The organism is Pseudomonas sp. GW823-FHT01D03, from assembly GCF_058798255.1.
In genome coordinates this window covers 1,384,650-1,406,783 of sequence record NZ_JBXAKK010000001.1, presented here as the reverse complement: position 1 = coordinate 1,406,783, position 22,134 = coordinate 1,384,650, and the positions used below count along the sequence as shown (strand labels likewise).

The 22,134-nt window shown below is 59.9% G+C and carries 29 protein-coding genes; 3 read left to right on the top strand and 26 right to left on the bottom strand.

Annotation, left to right across the window (positions count from 1 at the left end):
• Positions 1-39: 39 nt before the first annotated feature.
• Positions 40-966 (top strand): LysR family transcriptional regulator, encoded by a 927-nt coding sequence (locus AC1RBR_RS06200; RefSeq protein WP_045122319.1) that lies wholly within the window; start codon positions 40-42, stop codon positions 964-966.
• On the opposite strand, the gene AC1RBR_RS06195 is transcribed toward AC1RBR_RS06200, so the two are convergent.
• From AC1RBR_RS06195 to AC1RBR_RS06185, 3 genes are all read right to left on the bottom strand, one after another.
• A complete protein-coding gene (locus AC1RBR_RS06195) occupies positions 963-1,325 on the bottom strand; it encodes a diacylglycerol kinase (RefSeq protein WP_003222276.1) in 363 nt (120 codons plus the stop codon). The two genes, AC1RBR_RS06200 and AC1RBR_RS06195, sit on opposite strands and share 4 nt — an antisense overlap.
• 74 nt (positions 1,326-1,399) lie before the next feature.
• Positions 1,400-2,050 carry a response regulator transcription factor ErdR gene (erdR, locus tag AC1RBR_RS06190; protein WP_027611090.1) on the bottom strand — a complete coding sequence of 217 codons (651 nt, stop codon included), beginning with the start codon at positions 2,048-2,050 and terminating at the stop codon, positions 1,400-1,402.
• Positions 2,051-2,273: 223 nt separating this feature from the next.
• Positions 2,274-3,020, bottom strand: a complete 747-nt coding sequence (locus AC1RBR_RS06185) for a tRNA-uridine aminocarboxypropyltransferase (RefSeq protein WP_178083321.1) — start codon at positions 3,018-3,020, stop codon at positions 2,274-2,276.
• 189 nt (positions 3,021-3,209) lie between these two features.
• On the opposite strand from AC1RBR_RS06185, the gene AC1RBR_RS06180 reads away from it, so the two are divergent.
• Complete coding sequence (locus tag AC1RBR_RS06180; protein WP_492563465.1) at positions 3,210-3,635, top strand: PA3611 family quorum-sensing-regulated virulence factor; 426 nt, start codon at positions 3,210-3,212, stop codon at positions 3,633-3,635.
• Here AC1RBR_RS06180 and AC1RBR_RS06175 read toward each other — a convergent pair whose 3' ends face one another.
• Entirely contained in the window at positions 3,636-3,830 is a 195-nt protein-coding gene (locus AC1RBR_RS06175) for a hypothetical protein (RefSeq protein WP_095138412.1), read from the bottom strand.
• Positions 3,831-4,189: 359 nt separating this feature from the next.
• Here AC1RBR_RS06175 and AC1RBR_RS06170 point away from each other — a divergent pair, with 359 nt between their 5' ends.
• Positions 4,190-5,308, top strand: a complete 1,119-nt coding sequence (locus AC1RBR_RS06170) for an LOG family protein (RefSeq protein ID WP_492563463.1) — start codon at positions 4,190-4,192, stop codon at positions 5,306-5,308.
• 52 nt (positions 5,309-5,360) lie between these two features.
• Here AC1RBR_RS06170 and recX read toward each other — a convergent pair whose 3' ends face one another.
• The 22 genes from recX to AC1RBR_RS06060 all read right to left on the bottom strand — a co-directional run bounded on the left by recX (position 5,361) and on the right by AC1RBR_RS06060 (position 22,125).
• Positions 5,361-5,831, bottom strand: a complete 471-nt coding sequence (gene recX, locus AC1RBR_RS06165; protein WP_003222270.1) for a recombination regulator RecX — start codon at positions 5,829-5,831, stop codon at positions 5,361-5,363.
• A gap of 8 nt (positions 5,832-5,839) precedes the next feature.
• Complete coding sequence (recA, locus tag AC1RBR_RS06160) at positions 5,840-6,898, bottom strand: recombinase RecA (protein ID WP_003222269.1); 1,059 nt, start codon at positions 6,896-6,898, stop codon at positions 5,840-5,842.
• An 83-nt stretch (positions 6,899-6,981) separates the two neighbouring features.
• The gene (locus AC1RBR_RS06155; RefSeq protein WP_095138620.1) at positions 6,982-7,482 is read right to left on the bottom strand and encodes a CinA family protein; all 501 of its coding nucleotides are present in this window, start codon (positions 7,480-7,482) and stop codon (positions 6,982-6,984) included.
• Between the two features lie 68 nt (positions 7,483-7,550).
• Complete coding sequence (locus AC1RBR_RS06150; RefSeq protein WP_492563462.1) at positions 7,551-8,069, bottom strand: lysis system i-spanin subunit Rz; 519 nt, start codon at positions 8,067-8,069, stop codon at positions 7,551-7,553.
• A complete protein-coding gene (locus AC1RBR_RS06145) occupies positions 8,048-8,614 on the bottom strand; it encodes a glycoside hydrolase family 19 protein (protein WP_492563461.1) in 567 nt (188 codons plus the stop codon). Before AC1RBR_RS06145 ends, AC1RBR_RS06150 begins: the two co-directional genes overlap by 22 nt.
• Before the next feature lie 33 nt (positions 8,615-8,647).
• The gene (locus tag AC1RBR_RS06140; protein WP_492563459.1) at positions 8,648-8,866 is read right to left on the bottom strand and encodes a hypothetical protein; all 219 of its coding nucleotides are present in this window, start codon (positions 8,864-8,866) and stop codon (positions 8,648-8,650) included.
• A gap of 8 nt (positions 8,867-8,874) precedes the next feature.
• Positions 8,875-10,074, bottom strand: coding sequence for a carbohydrate binding domain-containing protein (locus AC1RBR_RS06135; RefSeq protein WP_027611080.1), 1,200 nt, complete (start codon positions 10,072-10,074; stop codon positions 8,875-8,877).
• Between the two features lie 32 nt (positions 10,075-10,106).
• Positions 10,107-10,547 carry a phage tail assembly chaperone gene (locus AC1RBR_RS06130; protein WP_492563457.1) on the bottom strand — a complete coding sequence of 147 codons (441 nt, stop codon included), beginning with the start codon at positions 10,545-10,547 and terminating at the stop codon, positions 10,107-10,109.
• A 2-nt stretch (positions 10,548-10,549) separates the two neighbouring features.
• Positions 10,550-11,470, bottom strand: a complete 921-nt coding sequence (locus AC1RBR_RS06125) for a gp53-like domain-containing protein (RefSeq protein ID WP_492563456.1) — start codon at positions 11,468-11,470, stop codon at positions 10,550-10,552.
• A gap of 22 nt (positions 11,471-11,492) precedes the next feature.
• The gene (locus tag AC1RBR_RS06120; protein ID WP_492563455.1) at positions 11,493-12,059 is read right to left on the bottom strand and encodes a tail fiber assembly protein; all 567 of its coding nucleotides are present in this window, start codon (positions 12,057-12,059) and stop codon (positions 11,493-11,495) included.
• Positions 12,060-12,067: 8 nt separating this feature from the next.
• Positions 12,068-13,162 (bottom strand): phage tail protein, encoded by a 1,095-nt coding sequence (locus AC1RBR_RS06115; protein ID WP_492563454.1) that lies wholly within the window; start codon positions 13,160-13,162, stop codon positions 12,068-12,070.
• Between the two features lie 248 nt (positions 13,163-13,410).
• Positions 13,411-13,872, bottom strand: coding sequence for a phage tail assembly chaperone (locus tag AC1RBR_RS06110; protein ID WP_492563452.1), 462 nt, complete (start codon positions 13,870-13,872; stop codon positions 13,411-13,413).
• Positions 13,873-13,879: 7 nt separating this feature from the next.
• A complete protein-coding gene (locus AC1RBR_RS06105) occupies positions 13,880-14,500 on the bottom strand; it encodes a gp53-like domain-containing protein (protein ID WP_492563450.1) in 621 nt (206 codons plus the stop codon).
• A gap of 14 nt (positions 14,501-14,514) precedes the next feature.
• On the bottom strand, positions 14,515-15,114 hold the full coding sequence (locus tag AC1RBR_RS06100) for a YmfQ family protein (protein WP_003222238.1): 600 nt from the start codon (positions 15,112-15,114) through the stop codon (positions 14,515-14,517).
• On the bottom strand, positions 15,102-16,148 hold the full coding sequence (locus AC1RBR_RS06095; RefSeq protein ID WP_492563448.1) for a baseplate J/gp47 family protein: 1,047 nt from the start codon (positions 16,146-16,148) through the stop codon (positions 15,102-15,104). Before AC1RBR_RS06095 ends, AC1RBR_RS06100 begins: the two co-directional genes overlap by 13 nt.
• Positions 16,138-16,536 (bottom strand): phage GP46 family protein, encoded by a 399-nt coding sequence (locus AC1RBR_RS06090; protein ID WP_131671888.1) that lies wholly within the window; start codon positions 16,534-16,536, stop codon positions 16,138-16,140. Before AC1RBR_RS06090 ends, AC1RBR_RS06095 begins: the two co-directional genes overlap by 11 nt.
• Entirely contained in the window at positions 16,536-17,045 is a 510-nt protein-coding gene (locus tag AC1RBR_RS06085; protein ID WP_166496580.1) for a phage baseplate assembly protein V, read from the bottom strand. The genes AC1RBR_RS06090 and AC1RBR_RS06085 overlap by 1 nt, the downstream gene beginning before the upstream one ends.
• A gap of 141 nt (positions 17,046-17,186) precedes the next feature.
• Positions 17,187-18,230 carry a phage baseplate assembly protein gene (locus AC1RBR_RS06080; protein WP_204895014.1) on the bottom strand — a complete coding sequence of 348 codons (1,044 nt, stop codon included), beginning with the start codon at positions 18,228-18,230 and terminating at the stop codon, positions 17,187-17,189.
• A gap of 3 nt (positions 18,231-18,233) precedes the next feature.
• A complete protein-coding gene (locus AC1RBR_RS06075; protein ID WP_115986290.1) occupies positions 18,234-19,469 on the bottom strand; it encodes a DNA circularization protein in 1,236 nt (411 codons plus the stop codon).
• Positions 19,456-21,354, bottom strand: a complete 1,899-nt coding sequence (locus AC1RBR_RS06070; protein ID WP_492563444.1) for a phage tail protein — start codon at positions 21,352-21,354, stop codon at positions 19,456-19,458. Before AC1RBR_RS06070 ends, AC1RBR_RS06075 begins: the two co-directional genes overlap by 14 nt.
• Before the next feature lie 130 nt (positions 21,355-21,484).
• Complete coding sequence (locus AC1RBR_RS06065; RefSeq protein WP_003222226.1) at positions 21,485-21,781, bottom strand: phage tail assembly protein; 297 nt, start codon at positions 21,779-21,781, stop codon at positions 21,485-21,487.
• Positions 21,778-22,125, bottom strand: a complete 348-nt coding sequence (locus tag AC1RBR_RS06060) for a phage tail tube protein (protein ID WP_007964335.1) — start codon at positions 22,123-22,125, stop codon at positions 21,778-21,780. Before AC1RBR_RS06060 ends, AC1RBR_RS06065 begins: the two co-directional genes overlap by 4 nt.
• Positions 22,126-22,134: the final 9 nt, after the last annotated feature.

The window sequence follows — 22,134 nt, the reverse complement described above, 5'->3', positions numbered from 1 at the left end:
AACTGGATTATTAAGATAAGGGTTATCGGTTATATCGATATGCGATTTACTCTTCGTCAACTGCAAGTCTTCGTCGCCGTCGCCCAGCAGGAGAGCGTATCCCGTGCTGCGGGTCTGCTCAACCTCTCGCAATCGGCGGCAAGCACCTCGATCACCGAACTGGAGCGCCAGTCCAGCTGCCAGCTGTTCGATCGCGCCGGCAAACGGCTGAGCCTCAACGCCCTCGGCAAACAGCTGCTGCCGCAAGCGGTGGCCCTGCTTGATCAATCCAAGGAAATCGAAGACCTGCTCAACGGCAAATCCGGTTTCGGCTCACTGTCGGTGGGTGCCACCCTGACCATCGGCAATTACCTGGCGACCCTGTTGATCGGCGGTTTCATGCAACGCCATCCGGAGAGCCAGGTGAAGCTGCATGTACAGAACACTGCCAATATCGTGCATCAAGTCGCTCATTACGAAATTGATCTGGGTCTAATCGAAGGCGACTGCAGCCATCCGGACATCGAAGTGCAGAGCTGGGTGGAAGATGAACTGGTGGTGTTTTGCGCGCCGCAGCACCCACTGGCCAAACGCGGCAGCGCGACCATGGAAGAGTTGACGCACGAGGCGTGGATCCTGCGTGAACAGGGTTCCGGCACGCGCCTGACCTTTGATCAGGCCATGCGGCACCATCGCAGTGCGCTGAATATCCGTCTGGAGCTGGAACACACCGAAGCGATCAAACGCGCGGTGGAATCAGGGCTGGGGATTGGCTGCATCTCACGGCTGGCATTGCGTGATGCATTTCGGCGCGGCAGCCTGGTGGCGGTGGAAACGCCGGATCTGGATCTGTCCCGGCAGTTCTACTTCATCTGGCACAAGCAGAAATACCAGACCTCTGCCATGCGCGAGTTTCTCGAGCTGTGCCGCGCTTTCACCGCCGGGGTGCAACGCAGCGACGAGATCGTCTTGCCCAGTATCGCTTAAAGCAGAATGACCGCCCACACCAGGGCAATCATGCTCAGGGCCACGAATTGCGCGGCACTGCCCATGTCTTTGGCGTTCTTCGACAGCGGGTGCAGTTCCAGAGAAATGCGATCGATGGCCGCTTCTACCGCCGAGTTCAGCAACTCGACGATCAGCGCCAGCAGGCACACGGCGATCAACAAGGCCTGCTCGACACGGCTGACATTCAGGAAGAACGTCAGCGGAATCAGCACCACATTGAGCAGCACCAGTTGGCGAAATGCGGCTTCGCCGGTGAAGGCTGCGCGCAGGCCGTCCAGCGAGTAACCGGAAGCGTTGAGGATGCGTTTCAGGCCGGTCTGGCCCTTGAAAGGTGACATAACGTAAAAACCAACCAGAAAGGAGTGGGAAAGCTAGAGCAACAAAAGTCAAAAAAGCGTGAAGACGCCAGCCTTTATTGGCTCGGAATTGACTCAAGTTGTTGCAGAAGTAATGCCGCCTGCGTCCGGGTGCGCACATTCAACTTGCGAAAGATCGCCGTGACGTGGGCCTTGATGGTCGCTTCGGACACGCTCAACTCGTAGGCAATCTGCTTGTTCAGCAGGCCTTCACAGACCATGGTCAGTACGCGGAACTGCTGCGGGGTGAGACTGGCCAGGCCGTCGCTGGCGGCTTTGGCTTCATCGGAGACACTGACGGCTTCGAACGCCTGCGGGGGCCAGAACACATCGCCATCAAGCACCTTGCGCACGGCTTGCTGAATCACGTTCAGGTCGCTGGACTTGGGAATGAAGCCGCTGGCGCCGAACTCCCGGGACTTGACCATGACCGAAGCTTCTTCCTGGGCCGAAACCATCACCACCGGAATCTGCGGGTACTGCCCGCGCAGCATGACCAGACCGGAAAAACCGAAAGCTCCGGGCATGTTCAGGTCCAGCAGAACCAGATCCCAGTCGGATTTTTCGGTCAGGCGCGCTTCCAGCTCGGCGATGCTCGCCACCTCCACCAGTCGCACATCCGGGCCAAGGCCCAAGGTCACCGCTTGATGCAGCGCGCTACGAAACAGAGGGTGATCATCGGCAATCAGGATGTCGTATGTGGCCATTGTTCAAATGATCCTGTTTTTGATGGCAGACCCGACGCATTCGAGCCTCGCCAAAACAACTCAAGATACCGCCGCACAGCGCTATCCACAGGGGCACGTTCAACGCCAATCACGAGCAAACACGGCGTTTCAAACCTTGGCCGCACCCCAATCGGCGCCAAGCATGCCCAGCGTAGCCGGGGTGGTCAAGCTGCACGGCCGCCGCTGGGTGAAGTATGGGCCACTATCGGGCCAACACGGCTTGCGGCTTTCGTATATAAGGCAACAGCTCGGCGTGGGCCGGGGTCGACTCGTTGAGCGGCAACTGTTGTTTGGCGCCCAGATAATGCTGGCTGAACACATCGAAGTAAGCGTCCAGTGCCGACGCTGCGTCGCTGTCCCCGGCCAGTTCCAGACACAACGCCGCGACTTCGGCGGTGCACAGGTGCTCGCTGCGGGTGGAACGGCGCAGGCGATAGCGCGAGAGTCTGTCGGGCAGCAGGCTGAGAATCGGCAAGCGGTCGAAGTACGGACTCTTGCGGAAGATCTTGCGCGCTTCGGTCCAGGTCGCATCCAGCAGAATGAACAACGGACGTTTGCCGTTATCGAGAGCGACAGTGTTGGTCACGCGTGCCGGTTCGACGTATTCGCCGGGAAATACCAGGTACGGCTGCCATTGCGGATCATTGAGCAACGCCAGCATCTGCGGGTCGGGTTCAGTGCGCGACCAGATGAAGGCATGGTTGTCACGCACCACATCGGCAATCAGCCAGCCGGTGTTGCTGGGTTTGAAGACTTCCTTGCCGGTCATGATCAGGCACACGCCGGAGCGGGTTTCGACCGTCGGTCGCCAGGCGCACAGACAATGGCTGATGATCACCCGGCAATCGCGGCAACGCTCGGAGCGAAAACCTCGGGCCTGAATCGGCTTGATACCTTCGTCCTCGCGCTGGTCACGCAAGCGGGCTACGGCGTTGGGGGCATGATGGATCACGGGCAACGCCTTATGGCAGGAAAACTCGACACGCACAGCACTCGGCAAGGCAATAAAGGCCGGCAGTTTACCAGAGCGGCGAGCGCAAACCTGTACCGCCCCGACCGGCTCCCCTATAATCCGGCGCCACTGAACGCACAGCCACAGGGCTGGTCGAACCACCAGTCACTGAATCAGGAGAGTTTCATGCTGCGCCTTATCGTTCCTACCGCGGCCATCGCACTGGCGTTGTCCTTCAGCGCACAAGCGGCGTCCCTGAAAGAGCAGAATCTGAACCGCGAACTGCGCAACATCGCCGCACAAAGCAGCGTCGGCACGCCACGGGCGATCAACGAAGACATTCTCGATCAGGGCTACACCGTTGAGGGCGTTACTCTGATCAACCACCTGAGCGTGCAGGCCAGCCACGCCGAAAAGATGCGCGCTGACCCAAAAGCCGTGTATTTCCAGTTGGGTGCTTCGGTGTGCAATAACCCGTCGTACCGCAAGCTGATGGCCAAGGGCGCGGTCATGCGCTACGACTTCAGTGAATATAAAACCAACAAGGCCATCGGTTCGGCCAGCTATCAGGATTCCGATTGCCCGAAAGCTGCCCCGGTGAAAAAGAAGTAATCATCGAGTATTGGCGCGCCGTTGTTCATCTTCGGCGCGCAATTCGGCCACCAGGGCCTGCAAGTAGCGAGACCGTCGTTCTCCGCCTGCCAACCGACGGCAGCACTCCTCTTCGAGACTCACTTGATTGGTCTCGGCTGCCGCTTTCAGCATCCGATACAGCTGCGTATCGATCTCCAGAACCACTCTGGCCATCTCTCCCGCCTCCTTGCCTGCTACCCGCGAATCCTTGAAAAGCGCGCACCCTGCGTACGGTTGCTGACTCGAAGCTGTCGTACAGTGCCTGTAGGTTAGTAAATCAGAGTGATTGCTCTACGGCGTACCTTCGGACGAGTGGTGAACACTCATTGCCAGTCAACCTGCAACGGTTGCCAGGAAAGCCTGCGCGGCGTAAAGATCAATTCAGCGCAATGGCTCGCGAGGGTCTAGATTCAAAGTATTCCCGATCACCTGTTCACGGCAGAAAAAGGAGCTGCCGAGTGTGTGTTTTTTTTGCAGCGCGGCACTGACGCCGCACGTCAGGGCCACCCGCTCTGTGCAGAAGGAGACGTTGAATGCCTTACCAACCCAATGACCTGCTCAGCCGTCATTTTCAGGAAAGCGGCCCCGACCTCATCAGCAAGGTCGAAGAACAGCTCAAGCAGATTTCCCCCAACAGCCCGAATCTGCCGATTTATCGCGACATGATCCTGACCGTGCTGCGCATGGCCCAGGAAGATCACAACCGCTGGAACGCCAAGATCACCCTGCAGGCCCTGCGCGAACTGGAGCAGGCGTTCCGAGTGCTGGAACAATTCAAGGGACGACGCAAAGTCACCGTATTCGGCTCGGCGCGCACGCCGGTCGAGCACCCCCTGTATGCAATGGCCCGAGAGCTCGGCGCAGCCCTGACACGCTCGAACATGATGGTCATCACCGGAGCTGGTGGCGGAATCATGGCTGCCGCGCACGAAGGCGCCGGGCGTGACCACAGCCTCGGGTTCAACATCACCCTGCCCTTCGAACAACATGCCAACCCGACCGTAGACGGCACCGGCAATCTGCTGCCGTTCCACTTCTTCTTCACCCGCAAACTGTTCTTCGTCAAGGAAGCCGATGCGCTGGTGCTGTGCCCTGGCGGGTTCGGTACCCTGGACGAGGCACTGGAAGTACTGACGCTGATCCAGACCGGTAAAAGCCCGTTGGTGCCGGTGGTGTTGCTGGATGCGCCGGGCGGCACCTTCTGGCAAGGCGCGCTGGATTTCATTCGCCAGCAACTTGAAGAAAACCGTTACATTCTGCCCACCGACCTGAAATTGATGCGTCTGGTCTATAACGTCGATGAAGCCGTGGAGCAGATCAACCAGTTCTACAGCAACTTCCACTCCAGTCGCTGGCTCAAGCGTCAGTTCGTGATTCGCATGCATCACAAGCTCAGCGACGTGGCGATGGCGCATATGCAGGAGGCTTTCGCCGATCTGTGCCTGAGCGACCAGTTCCATCAACACGCTTACAGCGGCGAGGAACATGACGAAGCGCAGTACAGCCACTTGGTGCGGCTGGCCTTCGCGTTCAATGCCCGAAATCATGGCCGTCTCAGGGAGCTGGTGGATTACATCAACCTCCCGGAAAACTGGGTTCAAACCAAACCGCAGACCGCCCAACGTGCACGTGAGCCATCAAAGGTAAGTTGAAGGCAAAAAAAACGGCCCGCTATTTTCATAGCGGGCCGTTTTTTAAACCGATTTAATCGTCCATGCCTCTGCCGCTGAACAAGCGGTTGATCATCTCCATCGAAAACCCCCGATAGGCGAGGAAGCGGCCTTGTTTGGCGCGTTCCTTGGCGTCAATCGGCAAGTGTCCGGAGAACTTGCGTTGCCACGTCTCGCGAAGCTGCTCCTGCCAGTCGATACCGCTTTCACGCAGGGCGAGTTCGATATCGGCGCGTTGCAAACCACGCTGACCCAGCTCTTCGCGAATGCGCAAAGGGCCATAGCCGGAGCGGGCACGGTAGGAAACAAAGCTTTCAAGGTAACGGGCTTCGGAAAGCAGTCCCTCTTCCGTCAACCGGTCGAGGGCTGTTTCGATCATTTCCGCCTCAGCGCCGCGCTGACGCAGTTTGCGCGTCAGCTCGACTCGACCATGCTCGCGTCGAGCGAGCAGGTCCATGGCAGTTCGCCGCACCGCGACGAGGGTATCGAGTACAGCGGTGGTCATCGCTGCGATCAGATATCAGCGTCGGCCAGGTCGTCTTCGGTCTCTTTGACCGCAGAAGCCTTGGAATCGGCGATCACCGCTGGCGACAGCAGTTTGTCACGCAGCTGCTTCTCGAGCTTGGCAGCGACTTCCGGGTTGTCTGCCAGGAACTTGGCCGAGTTGGCCTTGCCCTGACCGATCTTGGTGCCTTCATAGGCATACCAGGCGCCGGATTTCTCGACGAAACCGTGCAGCACGCCCAGGTCGATCATCTCGCCATTGAGGTAGATGCCCTTGCCGTAAAGGATCTGGAACTCGGCCTGACGGAACGGCGACGCCACCTTGTTCTTCACAACCTTGACGCGGGTTTCGCTGCCAACCACTTCGTCGCCTTCCTTCACCGCGCCGGTACGGCGGATGTCGAGACGGACCGAGGCGTAGAACTTCAGCGCGTTACCACCGGTGGTGGTTTCCGGGCTGCCGAACATCACGCCGATCTTCATACGGATCTGGTTGATGAAGATCACCAGGCAGTTGGCGTTCTTGATGTTACCGGTAATTTTACGCAGCGCCTGGGACATCAGACGGGCTTGCAGGCCCACGTGCATGTCACCCATTTCGCCTTCGATTTCAGCCTTCGGTACCAGTGCCGCCACGGAGTCGACGATGATCACGTCTACTGCGTTGGAGCGCACCAGCATGTCGGTGATTTCCAGTGCCTGTTCGCCGGTATCTGGCTGGGAAACCAGCAGGTCGTCGACGTTGACGCCCAGCTTGCCGGCGTACTCAGGGTCGAGGGCGTGTTCGGCGTCGACGAATGCGCAGGTCGCGCCGGCTTTTTGCGCCTGGGCGATCACGGACAGTGTCAGTGTGGTTTTACCGGAAGATTCAGGACCGTAGATTTCAACGATACGGCCTTTTGGCAGACCGCCGATGCCGAGTGCGATGTCCAGACCCAGAGAGCCGGTGGAGATAGCCGGGATCGCCTGACGGTCCTGATCGCCCATACGCATTACGGCACCCTTGCCGAATTGACGTTCGATCTGACCCAGGGCCGCAGCCAAGGCTTTCTTCTTGTTGTCGTCCATTAAAGTCCTCACGTAATCAATAAGGCCTGACGGCCAACACCTGTATAAGTAGCCAGTATTATTCCACAGCGTTCGCGGATCGCCTACCCCTGATTTTCGATTTCTCGTGCCGCTAGTCGCAACAGCCCCTCTAGCGCGGCCTTCACCGTTTGTCGGCGCACTTCATCACGGTTGCCCGAGAAGTGCTGAACCTCGCTGGAAACAGCATCGCCCACGCCCCAGGCCAGCCACACCGTGCCCACCGGCTTGTTCGGTGTGCCGCCGTCGGGACCTGCCACGCCGCTGACTGCCACGGCAAACCGCGCCAGGCTGTGCTTCTGTGCACCACGCACCATCGACTCGACGACTTCGCGACTGACCGCGCCCACCGTGCCGAACAATTCGGCGGGTACATTCAATTGCTGGGTCTTCTGCCGGTTGGAGTAGGTCACGTAACCGGCCTCGAACCACGCCGAGCTCCCGGGAATCCGCGTGATCGCTTCGGCAATCCCGCCACCGGTACACGACTCCGCCGTGGTGACGTGGGCGTTGAGTAACTGCAAACGTCGGCCAAGCTCGGCAGCCAGTTGAGTGATCTCTTTCACGGTGCGCTCCGGATCGGGTGGAATGACCACCACCGTACACGAGCCGGTTGCGCTTTCAATACACAGACTCATTCAAAATGTTCGGGCGCCAGCGCTCTGACATAGGCCTGACACGCCTGCAAGGCAATCAGTCCGCGGTCACCGGTGTCGGTAATGGCGATAATTCGTTGAGCATGCGCCGGGTCAAGTCGGGCGCGTACGGCTGCATGATCCACGCCGCCGGGGTCGGCGGTGGCTGGCACCCCGCAGCCTGGGGCAGCATCGCCGGCGTCGATGAGGACTGACAGCCGCAGATCAGCAGTGGCAAGACGATCGCGCAGGCGATCCTGATCACGTTGGGCATCACTGAGTGCTCGATAGTGGGTTTGTTCACTGGCCGCGAGGCGTTGCTCAAGGGCCAGACGTTTATCCTGCTCGACCTGCTGCGCGCTGGCTGCGGCCACATTCAGCTGATTGAGAGTGTCGGCGTTTAACCGCGCCTGCTCCGCGAGTTGTCGCCCGTAGCGCCAGTCCTGAAACTGCCAGGCCAGCGCAGCGCTCCCCAAAGCCAGCAACAAAGCGCCGACTACGCGCCAGGAAACGGACATAGCACCGCCCTCGCCCGCGCCCAGATATCCAGCCGATCCTGCAGGCCATTCAACCCGCCGTTGATTCGGCGGGTGATGCTGTTGAACTGGTCGCGATCGGCCAGATCGTTCAGGCCGTTCTGTTCCCAGAACCAGGCGGCAGACTCGGCTGCCCATTGCGGTTGCTCAAGCAACTCCGGCAAGGACAGCAAGCGCTCGTCGCCGAACAGGCCGAGGCTGCACTGCCGATAATTGCTGCGCCCGGTGATCTGGATCAGCCCGCGACCACGGTATTTCTGCCCGTCGCCGTCGGCCTCGGGTGTGTTGCCCAGACGTAACGCCAACGTGCCAGTGTCGTATTTGCTCAGGTACTGGTTGTTGCCCAGTTCGCGCACGTATTGCAGTTGCCCCGACTCATGACCGATTTGCGCCAGGAACGCGGCGATGCGTTTTGGCGAGTCGATATGGTGGCGAATCATTGCGTTGTTAAGTGCAGAAACAAAAACGCCCGCTTGGGAGCGGGCGTTGGGCATGATGGTTTTAAGGTTGTCTTCAGTTATTTGCATGATGCGTGTTCCTCCCTGGAGGCTCCGATTGAATCATGGTTGGCGGACAACGCCCCCCAGCCATTTTTTTGCCAGAGTTGTCAGGGTGTTGTTCGGTACAGATTCTTCGAGTGCTTCATTCAGGGTCATAACCTGACCGCCCGATGCCAACCACTCCTGATACTCAAGCCAGTCGCGATTGGCAGGATCCTGCGGGACGAATGCTGAATCGCTCAGACGAAGAACGCCGTTGGTGGTCAATTGATAGCTCATGGTTTCTCCTAAAGTTCGGCGTCAGCAGTCCATTCGATCTGCAAGGTTTGACCTGGCAAACTGCCAACCGGTGTAACGGTGGCAAACGAAATGGCGCGCTCTGTCGAGCCCTGCACAATGCTGCCGGTGCATGCGCCCACGGTCTGATTCCATACCTGATTGCCGGTATTGCCTGGGCAGTACATGACGACAGTGGGCAAGACTCTCTTTTGCACCAACATGCCCACAGTCATCGCGAATTGACCGCTATTGGCAGGTGCCGCTTGGGTGAATGATGAAATGCAGGTGCCAGAGCCATTGTTTGCCCGTACCGGCAACCAAGTGGCGAAGGACTTCTCGAAATAGCGCTGGCAAAGCATCAGCTCTTCAGCCACCGGCCGATATTCGAAAGGTGTGGATACCGGCCCTTCTTCCAGCTGAATCTGCGCCAGATCCACGGTCTGCAGCACGTTCAACGGCAGGTCGAACGCAAGCCTCAGGAAGTTGTTGGCGCCCAGCATCTTCCCGGCAATGCCCGACAGACGAAACGTTGCGCTGAACTTCTTCCACGACGTGCCCAGCTGGAAAACGTCGACGGTTTTCTCAACGGATTCGGAACCTGCAGAACCGAAGTTCTGGATCACCGACACTCTTAATGGTCGGGCTGCATCGGAACGCGCCCAGAAGGTGACGGTGGCAGTTTTCCCCGCCAGGGTTCGAACCGATTCCACAGCCTGAGAAACCCTGTGGACGGTGGCGGCGGTTCCTGCCTGGGTCTGTTGCCAGCGCAGAAAAAACTGCGGTTCGTCGGCGACTTCGCTTTGACCAGGCGCGAAACTCTGCTGAGAGATGGCGACGCCCGCATTGCCATTCCAATCGCAACGAAAACGATCGGCTACATACCCACCAATATTGGGGCCTTGGTTGGTCGTTCCGCGCTGCCAGATATCGAAGCCGCCATTGATAAGCACATTCCGGCGATACACCTGCGCCGGAAATTGCTGCAGTGGATCAGGCTTCGATAATTGGCGGATCGCCTGCGCCAACTGATCGGTTTGTGCTTCATCAGGTTTCAAACCAGCCGCCGTAATCGCGCCGAGAATCTCCTGGGTGACGCTGTTGCCCCAGCTCGCCGGGATCAGCGATCCCGGCGTGCCGGCAATGGCATCTTCATCGACAAATTTTCCGTCGACCAGGCCTGAGCCCGGGATGCTTTTTGGGTAATCCATATTTATTTATCCTCGGCCGATGAGCAAATCGCTCAGCCATTGGTCTGTAGCAAGTCTTCCAGCCAATCGGGCTCGATCGGACGCGAACGGGCATCCGGGAAGTCTGGATTGTTGGGCCAGTCGCGCAGCGCCTGCCGATAGGCCAGCAGTTGTTTGAATTCTTCGCTGCGCAGGGTGGTGCCCTCGCCCATTTCCAGTTCCTCTGCATCGCGAAGAACCAGCCATTGAGTGCTCTGCAGTACGTTATTGCGCCAGTCGCGCTCAAGGGCAATCAGCGCCACTGGAAAGACTAGCGGTTCGCTAAGGATTGGCTGACCTGTGGCAGTGGCGCTGATGACTTTGCCTGCGGCCTGCCCGGCGAATAGCTCAATGTATTGGGCCTGAGTGATTTCCACTGCGCCTTCTGGAAGTTCGGGTCCAGGATTTTCAACCCGGTCAAATCCAAGGGTTTGTGCGTAAAAGTAAACAGCCATGGTCAAACTCCCCAAACCAGAATGCGACCCGAAATTCCCGTCGATGGCTTGATCCCCGTAGAGTCAATGTTGCGAACCCGCGCCACCACCTGAGTGGTGGTCGATACACCCAGATCAAACGCCCAGACGGTCGCATTTCCGGCACTCCAGCCTGCCGGATTCGCCTCATTGGCGACGCCACCCAAAATGGCCGACGGAAACTTGATCGGCAGTGAAAGCGTCATATTGCCATTGGTGTCTGAGGCACCGACGACCCACTGCAGGATCAATCCGCTGGGGAATTTCTGATAACCCGGCGTGGTGAATTGAGCGCCGTATGAGGCGCAATACTTCAACGCTGCCGTGCCGTAAACCACCCAAACACCAGACTCTCTGACGAAATTCGCACTCTCACCGGCGTTCATCACGATCGACGCCACGTAAGCCCCTTGAGGGCTGATTTGTGAGCCGGTTTTGCTGGCCACTATGACCGAGCCTGCGTTGCGGCAATGCAGGCTGATCGTCGCGCCATTCGGCGCCGAGGCTGCATCCGGGAGCGTCACGGTATAAGCCGCTGTGCCGCCCAGACCAATCGAGGATCCGACATCGGCCAGCGTCAACTGAGTCGCTGCGGATATCCCGCGGGCACTCGCACAACTGCCCAACGCTCGCTGCACAAATTCCGCAGTTGCCGCCGAGCGTCCGCTATCAAACTGCGGTGCGGTGTTGAACAGCGTCGGACTGCGCAGCGCACCGAGTAACTGATTATTGGATGACTCATTCGGCGTCATGCCAGCCGCTTGCACTACATTAAGAATTTCCTGCGTGACACTGTTACCCCACGCGGCCGGGATCAACGATCCCGGGGAACCGGCGATCGGGTTTTCATCGACGAAGCTGCCGTTGACCAAGCCAACGCCGGGAATACTTTTTGGATAATCCATTGCACTGCTCCCTGTGCTGAAATCAGTCGGCTACGGCTGCGCCGGGCGCGACCGGCCAGGTAATTTCGTCGGGGAATCCGACCTGCTTTTCGATGCGATTCAGCTCGACGCTGTAGAGCTTCCATTCGATCAGCAGCAGTTGTTCGTCATGGTTGGCATCGCCAATATCCTCGGCGTATTGCAGCGGCGCGATGCGCAGGACGGCATCGCGCAGCAGTGCATCGCGCTGGCCGAGACATTGCTGTCTGACGCTCGCCAAACGAGCCTGCTCATCCAGCACCCAGGCGTTGTCGCGCCAGATGTGGAATTCACCTGGCCATGGCTGTGCGGTCAGGGCGTCCGGCAACTCACCCAGTTCGGTCCAGATCTGTTGCGCACCGCCTTCCTTGCGATAAACCACGCCACGGCGATCGATCACCTCACGCGGTACGCCCTTGATCAGTGCCCAGCTACGGCCGGGCTCCGGCTCAGGCAATTCGTACGCCAGCTCAACAGCATTACCGGGTAACTGGATGCCAATGCCCGGCGTGACAATGAACTCGACGGGCCCGGACAGAGCGCCCGAGCCATCAAATAGATAATTGAACATAAAGTGCCTCAGATGAGTTTGATGCGGCCGGGATAGGCGATGTTGCGCGGGCGGGATTTGAAGGCGTAGAGCAATGTTGCTGCGGTATCCCTCTGGTAAGTGGTATTCACGGGGAAAGTCGGACCACCATTGATCAATCCCGTAACGTATTGCGGTTCTTCCCGGGTATCCGCGCCAAAGTTGGTCAGGCTATCTGACCAGTACGCGCCAACAGCGCCTCCGCCATTGGCACCTTGCGCATACGAATGCGTCGATCCAGTCTGAAAAGTGCCCATCGCACGCCCGGCATCCACACCACGACCTTCATCCAGAACCCGCAGGAACTCCCCTCGCCCTTCAGGGCCACGAAAGGTCGTCGCACCGTCACCCGTGGTCCATTTCCCCTCGGTGCCTACGCGTAAGGCTTCGGCTCCCAACATTCCTGACTGCTGGGCGTGATCCCACAGCCACGGCCATTCCGCGCGTTTCATCACGGTGCCATTCAATGCACCGTATCCACCGGGACTGAGCATCAGGGTCGTCTCGAAAAACGGCCGCCCCAACGGGGTGTTGTCAAAACGACCTACCGGCCACCAGCTCCCGGCCCCATCACTGCGCAAATGCCACCAGTCACCGCCGCCCATCAAGACGAAGAATGGATAACCGCTGGCCGACAGATGGGTGTGAAAACGAATCCCGTCAGTACCTGACGCCTGGATGACCATGCGATTGCCGCTGTTGTCCACCCGCCGAATAATCACGTCGCGCACACCGAGGGCGGCGTTGGCTGGTGGCAGCAGCAAGGTCACTGGCCCCGGGCTGCCGTCGATCAGCACCAGGCCAAGCTCGGCCTCGGTCAGGGTTTTCGATGCGGCCAGTCGGGTGATGACCGAACGCATCGGGCTCGCTCTGCCGACAATCGACTGAATCGCCTTGAACACCTGCCCGGTATCCGCCTCGGACGGCACCAACCCGCCACCGCTAATCACACTCAGGATCTCCTGAGTCACGCTGTTGCCCCACACCGCCGGAATCAACGAACCCGGTGTGCCGGCGACCGGGTTTTCATCGACAAAGCGGCCATCGACCAGACCGACGCTGGGGACGCTTTTTGGATAATCCATAGGTTTCTCGTTCCTCTGAAATAACAAATGAACCGCGTCGTGGCGATCGCGAGTACGAGCCAGCGGCGGTCTGTTTTCTGAAAATAAAAAGCCCACGGTGAAGTGGGCTTGGGTGCTAGATCCAGCAGATGGACACCGGCGTGCCGGTCAGCGGATTCTCATCGGCAAATTTGCCGTGCATCCGCCCGGGACTGGGCACACTTTTTCGGATAATCCATTTATCCGACTCCTCAACGCTGCGTCATGCATCACGATTTGGCCCGCGTCCTTGCCCGGGGCTTTTTCACCACAACGTCGCCTGCGAGCGACAGCACTGGGCGTTGTGCAACGGCGGGAAACTGCGCCGATGAGGGCCAGTTGCGCAGGTTGCGGCGATACTGCTGCAACGCTGTGAATTGCTCGGCGGACAGCGTGGTGTCTTGCACGTTTTCCAGTTCGTCGCGGTGCCGTGCAACCAGAGGGTCTGTTTCGCTCAATTGCGCATCACGCCACTGACGCTCGGTGATCGTGGCCTCTGCCGGCGTAGCGTGCGGTGCATCGGCCAGAATGGGGAAGCCATTGGCGCGACACACAATTACCTGATTGCGCTTGCACCCTTCGATCAACTCGTTGCGGTGCGACGGCGAGATTTCGACGGCATCTTTGGGAATCGTCGAATTGACACGAGAATCAAAAAAACCCTGAACCGAGGGACTCCAATAAATTTTCATGAATGACCTACTTGCCTATGGCGATGTATTGCGCGCCCAGAGACGCGCTAGATCCCCGGGAAACAATAGTGGACAAACTCCGGGTGCTGGCCGCGATATAGCCGATCGATCCGGACGCCGCCGTGTAATCGTTGCAGACCATCACCCGAAAAAAGTTTGAATTGAAGCTCACCGGAAGCGTGGTGATCACATCAGTGGTGGCGCTATTGATCCACCCCCACTGAATAATCAAGCCGCCCATCCAGGACGGAAAAGCGAGGTACCCGGTGCCTCCACTGTTAGCCAGACTGAACCCGAGCTTGAGCTTTTTCGGGGTCACTGCCACCGTGTCATCAACACCAGTCCCCACCTGATCCTGAGTCGCGACTTTCATCACTCCGGCAGCGGTTTCGCTCGCCTGTCCAGGCAACCGGTCGCTGATGCTTTTTGTAATCGCCTGCTGCAGCTGGGCGTGATTCTGTTCGTCCGGCACGATGGCAGCTGCCTTGATGACATTGACGATCTCTTCTGTCACGCCATTGCCCCACGCAGCAGGAATCAAAGAGCCCGGAGTGCCGTTGATGGCGTCCTCATCGACAAATTTCCCATTCACCAGACCGGCGCTGGGCACACTTTTCGGATAATCCATCCCGTCATTCCTCCCTAGTCATAATTGATGTGCACCTTGGTATGCGCCGGCGCACTGCGGTGGATCAGGCACTCCAGCGCCGAGCCCGGGTTGACGCCGAAGCGCTCGCCCCAGTAACTCGCGCCGTAACGCCGGCCGAGCAGCAGGCGGCCGCCGGTGTTGAGGGTCCACATAAATTGCGCTTCCCAGGTGCCCCAGTGCGCTGCGCCGAAACGCGCGCGGCCCATACGGGGGGCTTCGTGTTCGGTGATGCTGGCGTTGGGGTAGCCCTGGCTTTTGGCGATGTCGAGGTAATAGCCGACAGCCTGGCTGCCGACCGCGAGCAAGCGTCGGCGTACGGCGAGGCGGCGGTCGTCGAACAGCGGTGTGGCGCCCAGGCACGGGTCGGGCAGCTCCATCACTCGCTCCCAGTCCGGCACCAGTTCGCTGACGCCCGCCGGATCCATCTCGTTGAGCAGGTCTGCAGCGCGGGCATCGAGGCGCGCCAGTTCGACGGCGACGCCTTGCAGCACTTCCTCGAGTTCCGGAACGCGCTCCGGGTCCCACGCCGGGCCGCTGGGCAGCAACGCGCGCAGCTGCGCCTGATATTGCGCGGCGGTTCTTATGCCCCCCATACGCAGCCTCCGAAGGTCAGCAGTTCGCTTTGCCCGGCAGGCACATCAGCGGCCGGTGCGGTCAGCGTGTGGTCGTACTCACCACCGGCGCTGCTGATGGCTTCGCGGATATGGCTGATCAGCAGCGGTACACCGAGGTCGGCCTCGCGGTTGTGCAGGTCGCGCAACTGCGCTTCAACGGCGGCGCGCACCGCAGTGGTGTCTGGATTGACGCTCTTGAAGCGGTACACCACCGGCACCTGAATCGGCCGCTGCACGTGCACTTCCGCCGTCACCGGACGCAGCGGTTCGATGTACTCCTGAACCTCCGCCAGTTGTTCGTCGTTAGGCACCGGTTGCGGGTCTTCATCACGCATGATGAACACCGTCACCGTACCCGGCCCAAGGAAACCACCGCGGCACCAGGCCCGCGTCACACCCGGTACTTCCAGCGCCCAGGTCTCGTAGTCGCTGGCCGAACCGCCGTGGGGGATCACGCGATAAGAGCGGATCACCCGCGAGCGCAACGACTCCAGGCTTTCTCGCGCCACGCCGCCACTGAGGCCGGGCGCGAGCACCACAAAACTGTTGCCGACCACGCCGGCGATCGGCTGCACCGGGTTCAGTGCCAGACCGCCATCGGCATTGCCCAGGCTGCCAGCATCGAGCGCCGCGATGGTGGTGGTATTGCTGCCATTGACGGTGGTGCGCGCGGTGGTGACCTTGTAGGTACGGCCATCGCTCGCTTGCAACAGCGTGTCGACATCAAGCACCGCACCGGCGGTCGCGGTAAAACTGACGCTGCCGGTGGCGACTTGCGCCGGTTTGCGTGGCTGGTTCAGGCGCAGCGCGGCGATGCGTTCCAGGGTCGATTCGTCGGCCTTGTCCGGCAGGATCTGCTCGGCAATCCAGTCGAGATAACCGTACAGACCATACGCGGCGCCACCGAGGGTGCGGGCCAACACTTGCGCATCGGACTGGCGCAGCGAATCGCCGGCCAGGTCGCTTTGGGTGCGCTTGATCAGCACCGGCAGCGAAGGGGTTTCAAACGGCATAGATCACCTGCCAACTGTTATCGGGGTTGATGTCCAGACGTTCGCCGTCGGCCAGGGTCAAGACCGTGCGCAGGTTCAGGCGCTGGGCGTCGAGGCGTTCGCTGATGATGTCGATGGCGCTGCAGTGGCCGTCGTCGATCAGCCATTGCAGGGCTTCGCGGGCATAGAACTCGGCGTCCATCTGGGTCTGTCGGGTCAGCTTGACCCGACGCAAAAGCCACAGCCGCGAACCGATGCGATCGTCGGCGACGCTGGGAAAGCTGTCGCCCCACCAGCCGAAGCGCTCATCGTCGTCGAGGGCGTCGTCATCGGCGGCGCGGCGCCAGGTGAACAGGCTGATGAGCACGGCGCGGGTCAGTGCGGCGTGGAGGTTCTGGCTGATAAACATCATTGGCCTCCTGCCGGCGCACCGGTCTGGCCGCTGCCGGCCTGCACGCCGACGTGCACGTGTTTGATCTGGCTGATGCCACCGGCGAGTTGATCGCCGGTGGAAACGATCTTGCCGGTCTGGTTGATCACCGGCGTGTCGAAGTTCACCGCGCTGCTGGCGCGGATGTTCAGGGTGGCGGTTTCGATGTCGATGATTCGCCCGCGCTTGAAGTGAATCCTGTCGCCTTCGTCGGTGTAGATCGCCACTTCGCCCGAGGCCAGCGACTGCAGGCGATAGCGGCGATCGGCGACCACCAGGGCGATGGCGTGAGAACGGTCACCGCCGAGAAACGTGACGATGCCTTCGGCGCCGGCCAGCGGGTTGCTGGTGAAACCGTAGGGTTCGAAGTGCTCCAGGTCGTCGTTCACTTCACCGGCGGTGAGGCGCATTTGCAGCGATTGCAGCTTGGATGCCGAATGGGCGAGCACGACAGTGCCGCGCGCCAGCAGGCGTGTCAGTAGGCTCATGAAATGTCCTCAGAGAGCAGACCCGACACGAACAACATGTGGAAGCGGGCTTGCTCGCGAAAGCGGTGGGTCAGTCAATGGGATGTTGGAGCTGCCGACGCTTTCGCGAGCAAGCGCTCCCACAGGGGATGGGTGTCAGGCTCAGGTTTTTTTCGGGGGTGTGGGATCGGGATCAAAGGTCTGCGGCGGCGCCACTTGCAGGGTGGTCACCGAGCCTTGCGCCGACAGCGAATACGTCACTTTGGAGATCAGCATGTCGCCGTCGAAGCCGAGCACCGGATCCTTGACCTTCACCAGCGTGTTGTGGCGCCACAGATCGCCATTGGTCTGGCGCCAGCCCTGCACCTGATAGGTGGTGGTCTGCGCCCGACCAACGCGCGTGGCGCTTTCCCAGAGCGCCCGTTTGAGCGACAGATCAGGATTGATCTGCAGGCCCTCGTTGATCACGGTGACGCGGCGGCGCTTGTAGCCCAGATCCGTGGCGATCGATTCAATCTCGCTGACCGCCGCGCCGCTTTTCTGATCGTTGCCTTTCTGCTGGCCAATGACCCGGTATTCAGAGAACACCTGGCTGTAATCCATCGGCGCATTGGCCGAGAGAATATTCTTGCCCAGCTCCAGTGCATCACTGGCCCGGCCAGCGCTGCCGGGTCTGGCCAGTACCAGCCGTCCTGACGCATCGTCGGTGGAGAACACCCGAAACAGCGAAAGCAGACGATCGATCGATTGAAACACCGTTTCCCCCGGCACCAGGGTGTAGCTGCCCAATCGCGTGGTTTCGGCAATCTCGCTGACCACCTTGACCTTGTAAGTCGACGCCAAAGCCTCGACGATGCCCAGCATCGGCTGGTCTTTCCACTGGTTAGGACGGTTGATTGCGGCACAGTCCACCAGATCCTGAGTACAGGAACTGCCCTCGATGGTCAGGCTGATCTGGCGTCCGTCGTAGCTGATCGGCGCCTTGAACACATAACCGGTGAGCACCAGGTCCTGGCCGATCTTCACTTCGCACGGATCGCCCGGTTTGATCGGTTTGTCCACCGTCTGCCCCGGCCACTGCCAGGTGATGTCGAGTTTGAAGGTGCGAAACTGACGCTCCAGATCAGCCGTGATTTCCACACTTTTCCAGCCGCCGTATTCCATGTTGTCGACGGTCAGCGTGACGCGGTTGTCTATCTCGCTCATGGTTTACTCCCCGGAGACTTTCACTTCGTTGGGTGAGAAACCGGGATGGGTAATCCCGTTGCGTTGAGTGATTTCCGTGACTCGCGTCGCATCGCCAAGGTACTTGTAGGCCACCACCAGTGCCGGAAAGCTTTCCTGGAACGACTTGCTGACTTGCCGTACACCCGACGATGCCACGGCCTTGAGGTGCGCAATCAGCGCCTCTTTCACATCGCTGATGGCCTGATAGTGCACCGGGCCGGCCTTGTCCAGCATCGGATTGATCGCCACCGCCACGGCCTCTCGCAGTGCCTGCATGTCGTCACTGACCGGTACTTCCTGGCGGGTCACCGGACTTGTCGCCTGCTGCCCTACCGTAGGTGTCGATGACAGTTTCACCGGGCTTGTCGCCACCGGCATCGACGCTACCCATTGCGCCACTTTCACCAGCACTGTGTCCTGCACCAGATCGGCCATGGCTTGCGCCGCCGCGTTGGTGTCCTTGCCTGTGGTGATCTTCGGCGCATCAGCCTTGCGGATGGCTTCGAGTTGTTGGGACACGTCGGCAATCACGCCACGGTAGCCCTCCTTCGCGAATTCCTTCAGTTCCTTGATATCGCCGAGCAAGCCCTTGAACTCCGCCGCGACTTCCTTGGGCAATTCCTTGACCGCTTTGACCAGTTCGGTGATCTGCCGATACTGCTCGATCAGCGGTTTGAGTTGCTCCTTGATCACCTCGTAGACCCCGGTCAGGCTGTTGCGCAGATTGGCGATGCCGATCCGTGCGGCCTTGATCAACGTCATCGCCTGCTCGAAGCGCGCCACCGCCGAACCCAACAGCGTGTCAGCCTTGGCCAAGAGGATTTTTTGCGTACTGACCGTGGCGGTCGGAAACGGCAACGGTCGATCGGGATAGAACTTCAGACTGAACGTCACCAGCCCGCCGTCCTGGCGGGTGTGGGTCATGTCGCATTCGCCGACCTTGACTTGCAGGCGTCCGAGCCACGGATGCACCAGTTCACCACTGCCTGCCTCCAGGGCCTTGAGCAGCTTGTCGCGCTGCTCCAGGCAATCGGCGCCGATGATGAACGCCGTGAGGTCGTGGGTCTTGGCCTGCTGGCCGAGATCCTCGAAATACGGCAGGTCGCGTTGCGGATACTCGTGCAACTGACCTTTGCGACCGACCGGGGTTTTCGCCTGATCGATCCAGAACCCGACACCGCGAAACGATGCCGGCAACAAACGGTCACGCCAGTTCATTGGAACCTCCTGCCGACAGCGAGCGATAGCCAATGCGCGAAGACAGCGCCAGGCCCGGTTGATTGGTTTGTGGTTGATCGGTGCGCAGCCCCGCCGGCGCATTTTCGAAGCGCACGGTCAGGCCGCCTTCGAGTTGCGTGCGGTTGTTGGCCGCGCTCTGCTGGATCAGGGCGCTGGAGGATTGCGGCAACGATCCGCCTTGCAGCGCCCCGTTTCCAGCAGGGGCGGGACTCTCGCCAAAGAATGCCGGCGCCAGCTCACCCTTGCCTTCGGCGTTGGTCTGGCGCTGCGCCTGGGTCAGCGTTTCAACCTTGCCGGTGACCTTGGCGATCAACCCGGCGAAACCACCGTCGAACAGCTCCTTGATCGGCGCGATGACGGTTTGCAGCTTTTGCCACAACTCGCCGAACCACCCGACAATCGGCCCCCAGCTCTCGATGATCTGATCCAGAGGTTTCCATTCGAACAGCGTGTGCAGGAAGTCCACGACCGGCGCAGACGCCGCCAACACGACATCCCACAGCGCCGAAAAGACGTCGCCGACCGGCTGCCAGTACTGCGCAATCTGTTCCAGCGGCGACCACTCGAACAGACTGGTGAAAAAGCCTTTGACCCGCTGCACTGACGTTTGCAGTGCCGTCCAGATCGGTTCGAAGTACCCGACGACACCACCCCAGGCGCTGGTGATCATTTCCATCGGGAAATAATCGAACAGTCCCCGCAATGTATCCCGGGTGCTTTGCACAGCCGATTGCAGCGTCGTCCACAGCGGCTGGAAGTACGCAACAACACCGCCCCACGCGCTGGTGATCATCTGCATGGGCGAGAAATCGAACAACGACACCAGAAACTCTTTAGCCGGTTGCGCGACTTTTCGCAGGCTGCTGAACATCGGCTCGAAGAACCTGACAACGCCACCCCACGCACTGTTGATCATCTGCATCGGCGAGAAGTCGAACAGGTTTCGGAGGAACGCCATCACCGGCACACTCAAGGCCTTGAGCAGTTCCCAGATCGCCGAAAACAGCCCCGTCAGCGGCGCCCAGTTTTCCAGGATCATGCCGGCGGGCGTCCACGAGAACACCGATTTGAAGAAGTCGATTACCGGCGCAGTGACGGCTTTGACCTCGTCCCACATGCCCGAGAAGAATCCCGCGACCGGTGACCACAGCGCCGCCAGTGCATCCAGTGGTCGCCAGTCAAGAATCGAGCGCAACGTCGCCATCGCACTCGCACCGATGTTTTTCACGCCTTCCCACATGCCTTTGAAGAACGCGCTGATCGGCGTCCAGTTGGCATAGATCAAACCGGCCGCCACCGCGATGCCCATGGCAATGAGCATGATCGGATTGGTCTTGAGCACCATGCTCATGACATCGAACACTTGCGTGGCGCCGGTGACTGCGGTTTGCATCGCCGAGAAGGCGATGGCCGCCGCAGCCAGGCCTTCCACCAGTTGCGGGTTGTCGGCAAGCAGACTGCCGACCTGAGTCATCATCGGCTCAAGCCCGACCACCAACGCCCCGACCGCCGGCACCAGCGCCGCGTCAACAGCAGCGGAAACCTTTTCCATCGACGCACTGAGCACGTTCATGTTCTGTGCAGCGACTTTCGGCGCCGCAGGCAGGTCGACGGTTTTCGCCGTCTCGCTGACTTCAGTCAATTTGCCCTGAAACGCTGCCGCAGATTTGATCCCGTCCACGAACGGCGTGATCACGCTGCCGCCCTTGAACAGACCGCTGATATCCAGTTTGCCGAGGCCGGTCTGTTCGAGATTTTTCTTGAAGCTCTCGACCTTTACTCGCAGGGCGCCGAGTTTGGGCGACAGTTCATCGATGCCCGTGATCAGCACCGGTGTTTGCACTTTCTTTTCTTCGTCTGCCATCACTGCACCTGCTGCATCGCATTGATCCGTTGCGCGTGCTCCAGCGATTCGCGGAGCACATCCAGTGGCCTGGCCATCATCTGTTCGGGGTCAACCTTCCAGAACCAGGCCAGGTCATAGGCGACTGCGATCAGGTCGGTGATGGCTCCGACGCCGCACTCATGAAAAAACTCGCAACGGCCCAGCTCAGCGCGTTGAGGTCAGCCAGATCGAGCTGGTTGACCGACGACGGCGGGATGCCGGCGCACACGGCGATGTATTTGGCCGCCACGTCCATGTCGAGGCTGACTTCTTCGCTTTTGTCGATCTTGTACGGCAGCGCCTTGATCGCTCGCACCTCCTGCACCGTCGGACGGCGCAGGACGAGTTCGGTCAGGGGCTCGCCGTGAGCTTCGATCGCAACCTGAAGCTTCACGGCGCCGCTCATTGCCAGGTCCCCTTGATGCCTTCGAATTTCAGTTCGATGGTGGCGTCATCGCCCTTGGAAACCGGCTCCTCAACCAGATAGGCACCGGCCAGCACGTAGACTTTGCCGTTGCTGAATTCGCAGGTGACGGTGATGTCGGTGCCTTCGATCAGCTTCTTCAGCGGGAAGTCGGCGGTGTGCAGCGCGGTCACTTTGAACGACGGCGCGACGTCGGTTTCCTTGTAGAAACCCGGTACGACGGTTTCGCGTTTGACGGCCATCAGCGGGGCTTCGCAGCCGCCGTTGATAGTCAGTTGTGCACCGTCGACTTTGACGTAGCAGGTGCCTGCAATCACTTGACCCATGGTGTTACT